This window comes from Anaerovibrio sp., from assembly GCF_045637405.1.
GTDB lineage: Bacteria > Bacillota > Negativicutes > Selenomonadales > Selenomonadaceae > Anaerovibrio.
On the sequence record NZ_JAZTZI010000004.1, the window covers coordinates 21832 to 28692 of the forward strand.

The 6861-nt window shown below is 44.6% G+C and carries 7 protein-coding genes; 1 reads left to right on the plus strand and 6 read right to left on the minus strand.

What is annotated here, in order from left to right; all coding sequences use genetic code 11:
* Positions 1-6: 6 nt before the first annotated feature.
* The 6 genes from ACKI5G_RS00590 to rpmE all read right to left on the minus strand — a co-directional run bounded on the left by ACKI5G_RS00590 (position 7) and on the right by rpmE (position 5153).
* The gene (locus tag ACKI5G_RS00590; protein WP_407396635.1) at positions 7-891 is read right to left on the minus strand and encodes a Bro-N domain-containing protein; all 885 of its coding nucleotides are present in this window, start codon (positions 889-891) and stop codon (positions 7-9) included.
* Positions 892-1035: 144 nt separating this feature from the next.
* Positions 1036-1668 carry an L-threonylcarbamoyladenylate synthase gene (locus tag ACKI5G_RS00595; protein WP_407396637.1) on the minus strand — a complete coding sequence of 211 codons (633 nt, stop codon included), beginning with the start codon at positions 1666-1668 and terminating at the stop codon, positions 1036-1038.
* Positions 1653-2522 carry a peptide chain release factor N(5)-glutamine methyltransferase gene (gene prmC, locus ACKI5G_RS00600; protein ID WP_407396639.1) on the minus strand — a complete coding sequence of 290 codons (870 nt, stop codon included), beginning with the start codon at positions 2520-2522 and terminating at the stop codon, positions 1653-1655. The genes ACKI5G_RS00595 and prmC overlap by 16 nt, the downstream gene beginning before the upstream one ends.
* A 24-nt stretch (positions 2523-2546) precedes the next feature.
* Positions 2547-3617, minus strand: a complete 1071-nt coding sequence (prfA, locus tag ACKI5G_RS00605; protein ID WP_407396645.1) for a peptide chain release factor 1 — start codon at positions 3615-3617, stop codon at positions 2547-2549.
* A gap of 196 nt (positions 3618-3813) precedes the next feature.
* On the minus strand, positions 3814-4713 hold the full coding sequence (locus tag ACKI5G_RS00610) for a DUF1385 domain-containing protein (RefSeq protein ID WP_407396641.1): 900 nt from the start codon (positions 4711-4713) through the stop codon (positions 3814-3816).
* A gap of 242 nt (positions 4714-4955) precedes the next feature.
* Positions 4956-5153 (minus strand): 50S ribosomal protein L31, encoded by a 198-nt coding sequence (gene rpmE / locus ACKI5G_RS00615; protein WP_027397886.1) that lies wholly within the window; start codon positions 5151-5153, stop codon positions 4956-4958.
* Positions 5154-5430: 277 nt separating this feature from the next.
* On the opposite strand from rpmE, the gene clpX reads away from it, so the two are divergent.
* On the plus strand, positions 5431-6717 hold the full coding sequence (clpX, locus tag ACKI5G_RS00620) for an ATP-dependent Clp protease ATP-binding subunit ClpX (RefSeq protein WP_407396643.1): 1287 nt from the start codon (positions 5431-5433) through the stop codon (positions 6715-6717).
* The last annotated feature ends 144 nt before the right edge of the window (positions 6718-6861 follow it).

Sequence of the window (6861 nt, forward strand, 5' to 3'; positions counted from 1 at the left end):
CACCTATTACGAGTTCTCCTCATTCTCGTTATCTATAACAACATTTACGCTAGCTTCTATCATCTGTGTCACTACATGATTCAGCTCCATGGCGTTTTTATTGGTAATTACAGCTTTTCCCGTTCCTTTTTCAATAGCCTTTCTGGCATCCCCTGCCACCTTGCCACCACGCTTTGCCACAGAAACACTCTGTGAAAAGCCTTTTGGTCTCTCAGCCTCAGAAAATTCTTTTGTAGCAGTTTCTGCTAGCATATTCAGTACCAATTCTGTAGTACTCATGTTGTCACGCAAGCTTTCCTTTTTTATCCCCTTCATTTTTTTGTATTGCCTAGTAGTCATGCCGCTCCAGGCACGAGTCAATTCATCAGTAAGCATAGCATATTCTTTACCCTTTTTTATTCCCCGCTCTTTCCATTCATCCGTAAGCTCTTTCCTGGCACTAATAGCCATTAGCCGCTGGTTAATCCATTCCTTTGTATAGCCTTTTCGCTCATATGTTGCTATCAGTCTCTCAGCAATAAGTTCAGGATTAAGGGTCTCGTCTATTCGTTCCTTGCCCACCTGTGCTAACCATAGCTTAAATGGCTCTGCCTTTTTAGATGGAATAGACTGAATAATACGCAATAATTGCTCAGTGTTGGCAACATCGGTAAGACGACGCTTACCATCAACTGCCTTTAATTTCAAACCGTGACAATTTGTCACGGTTTCATTTCCCTCAGCCTTGAGTCTTTGTTTTAACTTACGCCAATATGCTGCAGAATTTTTACTTTCTGTCAAAACAGCCACTACATCCACAATAGAAAAATACCATTCTTCTTCAGCCTCATTCCATGCACATCGAATTGGCTGATCTTCAAAAAGCTGCATATTTTCATATTCCATATTCATAAAATATATACATCTCCCCCAACATTTTTTTCTACTCAAACTCCGCAGTTTCTACTTTCTACACAAAACCTTTGTTTCCTTTATTTTTCCATACAAAAATAAAAAGACTGAGAAAAACAACAGATTATCTCTCAGCCTTAAATTCTATACACATTCCATTATTTCTTTTTCCGATATCGCCCCATGGCGGATAATCATTGGCTCATCACCGGTGCAGTCCACTATGGTAGATTCTATCCCCAAATTACATGGACCACCATCTAAAATAAGAGGTATCAAACCCTTCATATCATCATATACCATCTTTGCGGAAGTAGGACTTGGATGAGCGGAAATATTGGCACTAGGTACTGCCAAAGGTACACCGACTTCCCGCAGCACCGCCAAGGCCACATCATTGTCAGGAATACGGATTCCCACCGTATTTTTGCCACCAGTAACCCGTTTAGGAATGGAATCCTTCCGCGGAAGGACTATGGTAATCGGTCCTGGGCAGAATCTCTCAAACAGCCTTAAAGCCGTATCAGGAACCCGGGACGCTATATCCTTCACCATGGACACGTCGGCCACCTGCAGGGAAAAGGCCTTATAATATGGTCTCTCCTTGGCATCATAAAGGGACTTAACAGCCACCTCATCCAATCCGTTTGCCGCCAGTCCATATACCGTTTCTGTAGGAATTGCCACCAGTTGTCCATTTCTCAGCATTTTGGCAGCTTCCCTTATGGAATCCATATTCTTTTCCACATCATCAATAGAAATTATTTTTGTTTCCATAAAATCACTACCCTGTCAATACCTGCCAAATCCTTAACGATTTCACAACGGCCCCAGCCATGCTCCTGTCCAAGAGCCTTCAGTGCTTCCGCCTGATTAATGCCAATTTCAAGAGCCAAAAATCCATCATCATCTATCATATTTCCCGCCTCAGCTACAAGACGGCGGTAAAAATCCAGTCCGTCAGGGCCTGCCACCAAAGCTGAAATTGGCTCAAAATCCCTCACATCAGGCTCCAGTCCATCAATATCGTCTTCCGGAATGTACGGAGGGTTAGATACAATAGCCGTAAACTTCCTGTCCCTTATGGGCTCCAGCATATCCCCGTGGCAAAATTCCACTCTATCAGAAAGATCCAAAAGCTCGGCATTTTCCTTGGCCACCTCTATGGCTTCAGGGGATATATCCACAGTTACTGCCTTAATATCCGGCAAATAATTTAACAATGACAAGCAAATTGCACCGGAGCCGGTTCCAATATCTGCAATGGTGCCCAAGCCCTCCTGGCCGGTTTTCAGACGGGAAATCACAGCCTCCACTAATATCTCCGTATCGGGACGGGGAATTAAGGTAGCCTCGTTAACCTTAAAATCAAGGCCCATAAATTCCTTATGGCCTACAATATGAGCCACCGGCTTATGCTGAACCCTTTCCTTTATACACATTTTATATTGGGCCAGCTCTTCCTTGGTCAGAGGCTGATCGAAATGAACATATAGATGTATACGTTCCTTTTTCAGAACATGACAAAGAAGCACCTCACCATCAAGACGGGGTGTGTCGATACCTGCCTTGGTGAAATATTCCTCAGTCCATTTTAACAATTTTCCTATTGTCCAAATTTCCTCTGCCATACATTCCTCATATATCTGTAAAAATTAATCAACCTGCTTCATGCGCTCAGCCTGATCTGCAGTAATAAGACCATTTAAGATTTCATCCAGCTGACCGTCCATTACAGCGTCCAGCTTGTGCAAGGTAAGACCGATACGATGATCCGTTACCCGCCCCTGTGGAAAATTATAGGTTCTTATGCGCTCGCTTCTATCACCGGAGCCCACCTGGCTTTTTCTGTCAGCTGCAATTGTATCTGCCTGCTCCTGCTGGGCCTGCTCCAAAACTCTGGCCCGCAAAACACGCATGGCCTTTTCCTTATTCTTTAGCTGGGATTTTTCATCCTGACATTGCACCACAATACCCGTTGGCAAATGGGTAATGCGAATGGCGGACTCCGTCTTGTTTACATACTGTCCTCCAGCACCACCTGCCCTGTAGGTATCAATGCGCAAATCTTCATTGCGAATATCCACATCCACCTCATCGGCCTCCGGAAGCACTGCCACCGTTACTGCAGAGGTATGAATACGGCCACCCGACTCAGTAACGGGCACACGCTGTACACGATGGGTACCGCTTTCATATTTCAGCTTACTGTAGGCACCATAGCCCTCAACGGCAAAGGACACTTCCTTAAAGCCGCCGATTTCCGTGGCATTGGCATCCATGATATTAATTTTCCAGCCCTGACTTTCGGCGTAACGAGAATACATGCGGAATAAATCTCCTGCAAAGAGAGCTGCTTCCTCACCACCTACGCCGCCACGGATTTCCACAATAACATTTTTATCATCATTTGGATCCTTTGGAAGAAGCATAATAGGCAGCTCCTGATCCAGCTCTTCCTTGCGCTTTCTGAAATCTGCCAGCTCATCCTCCACCATGTGACGGAACTCATCATCATCAATGCCCTCACTGAGCATTTCCTTGTTATCTTCAATACCCTGGCATACAGTCTTGTACTCTCTGTATGCTTCAATAATAGGTTGCATGGAGGAATGCTCCCGATTATAACGCTGCCACTTATTCATATCCTCCAAAACAGAGGGGTCGCTGATAAGGGATTCCAGCTCCAGAAACTTATTCTCCACAGCCTGCAATTTATCCATTATATTCATATATATTTTCCTTTTTTGTTTTTATAACGCCATTATTCAAATTTTTCTTCTTTAGAAGAAAAATCTCCAATTAGCGTTTCAACGAGCAGGGAGATATGCTCACCAGCTGTTGTAGTTTGTTTTCCCACACCTAAAGAGGTGGGGGACATCTTAAAGCTCGTTATAACACCATCATAACATTATCGTGTTTCTACACTTCTTGTATATAATTGGCGGTACCAGCAGGAATTTTATCCTCCGGCAGAACTGCCTTGGCTGATTCAATGGCCACCTCTATCATATCGTCATCCGGTTCCCGGGTGGTCATGTACTGAAGCCACAGACCTGGCTTAATGGCCCATCCAAGGACACAGTTATCTGAATTGGCCGATAGCTTGATGATTTCGTAGGAAATACCAGCCACCACCGGCAAGAGTATTACCCGGCTTAAAATTCTCAGCCACAAATCCGGCCACCCCAAAAAGGCAAAGACAAAAATACTTACCAGCATAACGATAAGCAAAAAGGATGTACCGCAACGTTTATGAAGTCTGGTATGCTTTTTTACATTTTCCACAGTCAATGCTTCACCAGCCTCAAAGCAGGCAATCGTTTTATGCTCCGCCCCATGATACTGAAAAACCCGCTGGATATCCTTCATCAATGAAATGGCACCAATATAACCAACAAAAATCAATAGACGCAGGGCTCCCTCCATAAGATTCAAAAATACAGGGTCCTCAGTAATAAAATGGAACAGCTTGGCCGCCCCGGTGGGAATAGCCACAAACAGCACTGCTGCCATTACAAAGGCAAATACAATGGTTCCTGCCAGTTCCTTGTCTGTCAGCTGCTCATCCTCCCCTGCCATCTGGGCAGAGTAGGACAGGGAACGAAGGCCCATGACCAGGGATTCCCCCAGGGAAACACAGCCACGCAGCATTGGCTTCTTCAAAATAGGAAACCTGTCGCTGATGGAATTAACCGGTCTAATATCCAATTCTATTTTTTTATCAGGGGTGCGGACAGCGGTGGCAACCTTTTCCGGCCCCCGCATCATTACACCCTCTATAACGGCCTGACCACCGATACTTAACTTTTTCTCACTCATAAAAACCTCATATATATTTAACCCCTACAGGGTGATTGCTTTTTAAAAATCCGCATATACAAATGAGCAGAGCATTTCTGCCCTGCTCATTAATGATTGAGTTATAACGCCATTGTTCAAATTTTTCTTCTTTAGAAGAAAAATCTTCCAATTAGCGTTTCAACGAGCTGGAAGATATACTCGCCAGCTGTTGCAGTTTGTTTCCCACACCTAAAGAGGAAGGGACATCTTAAAGCTCGTTATTACTTTGCGTAACGCTTGTTGAACTTCTCAATACGACCACCAGCAGCGATATCGCGCTGACGACCAGTGAAGAAAGGATGGCACTTGGAGCACACATCAACTCTCAGCTCAGTCTTGGTAGAGCCAGTAGTAAAGGTGTTGCCGCAACCGCAAATAACCTTTGCCTCATGGAATTCTGGATGAATACCTGCCTTCATTCTATACACCTCGCTTTTCCCCATAATTGGGAGAATTACAAGTCCTCTCTGCGAAGACTTGGTCCGACGATGCTTCCCAAATAGGGGCAAAGCCGAAAAAATCAACTTTTTAGACGCACTGCGCCTAACTTGTGATATTATAACACACCGAATATACCCATGCAACATTTTCCACAGAAAAATTTCTTGAAAAAAAATCGCTTTTCTACCATAATATGTAGGAGACTTTATGAGAGAAAAGATAACATGGATATAGAAAGGTAAAAGGTAAACTCTTATGAACAGTAATGACCCTACAGTTACCTGTAGCTTCTGTAAGCGAAAGGTAGTGGCGAAAACCCAGTATGATGTGCCAATCTATGACCCTCGTTCCGGTTTTTCCCTTTGTGCCAACTGCATAAAAGATATATATCATCTTATTGAGGACCATAAAGAGGTGGAAGAAGCCCAGCAGCATATTGAGACTGAAAAGGCCATCAACGATGAGCTCAACCGCATCAAGCCGCATATGGTAAAGGAATATCTTGACCAGTTCATCATCAATCAGGATCAGGCCAAAAAGGTGCTTTCCGTAGCAATTTATAACCATTATAAGCGTATGAAATACGGTTTTCAGCACCCTGAGGATGACGGTGACGAGATCGAGAAGTCCAATGTTATTATCCTTGGACCTTCCGGGTGCGGTAAAACTGCACTTCTTTCCCATCTGGCCAGAATGCTGGACATTCCATTTGCCGTTACAGACGCCTCCAGTCTTACGGAAGCAGGCTTCGTAGGTGCCGACGTGGAAGTGGCTGTGCGTAACCTATACTACGCTGCCGACAAGGATATCAGCCGCTGCGAGCATGGTATTATTTATCTTGATGAATTTGACAAAATTGCCAGAAAATCAGGTGAAAATAATACAATTACTGCCGATCCCGGCCATGAAGGTGTGCAGCAGGCTTTGCTAAAAATGCTGGAGGGCAATGTGGTTGAATTTACCGCCAGAGGCCAACGCAAGCACCCTGAGGCCCCAACCATCAAGGTAGATACAAAGAACATTCTCTTCATTGTTGGTGGTGCCTTCGTGGGCATCGACAAGATCATCGCCAAGCGCCTCAGGAAAAATGATGCCAACATGGGCTTTGGGTCCAAGATTGAGGGCAAGAATGACAAGCCAAAATTTGATGAACTGATTCACCAGACCACCCCAGAGGATTTGATGAAATTCGGTATTATCCCGGAAATCATTGGCCGTCTCCCAATCATCTGTACCCTGGAAAATTTGGATGAGGATGCCCTTTTGAGAATCCTCACTGAGCCAAAAAATGCTCCGGTAAAGCAATACCAGAAGCTGATGGAAATGGACAACGTGCAACTGGAATTTGATGAGGAAGCCCTCAGAGCTGTTGCCAAAAAAGCTATTGAAAGAAAAACCGGTGCCCGTTCCCTAAAGGGAATAATCGAAGACACCATGCTGGATGTCATGTTTGACATTCCACGCTCCGATGACAACCGCAAGGTAACTATTACAGCAGACTGCATAAATAACGGCGCAGAGCCTACCATTGAAAAAATCTGATAAAAATAAACAGCCACCCGCCTAGCGGGTGGTTTTTCAGTTTCGGGCATAGCCCTTTTCTATTGGCTGCCCACAAGTGGGCTTTTTTATTGGCCTGCCAGCCACGCATTTTTTATTAGCAACCCGTAAACGGGTCTCGAGGGT

Bases quoted from the DNA above. Each gene is read 5' to 3' on its own strand.
- ACKI5G_RS00590 (WP_407396635.1), bottom strand. From the start codon at position 891: ATGAATATGGAATATGAAAATATGCAGCTTTTTGAAGATCAGCCAATT.
- ACKI5G_RS00595 (WP_407396637.1), bottom strand. From the start codon at position 1,668: ATGGAAACAAAAATAATTTCTATTGATGATGTGGAAAAGAATATGGAT.
- prmC (WP_407396639.1), bottom strand. From the start codon at position 2,522: ATGGCAGAGGAAATTTGGACAATAGGAAAATTGTTAAAATGGACTGAG.
- ACKI5G_RS00610 (WP_407396641.1), bottom strand. From the start codon at position 4,713: ATGAGTGAGAAAAAGTTAAGTATCGGTGGTCAGGCCGTTATAGAGGGT.
- rpmE (WP_027397886.1), bottom strand. From the start codon at position 5,153: ATGAAGGCAGGTATTCATCCAGAATTCCATGAGGCAAAGGTTATTTGC.
- clpX (WP_407396643.1), top strand. From the start codon at position 5,431: ATGAACAGTAATGACCCTACAGTTACCTGTAGCTTCTGTAAGCGAAAG.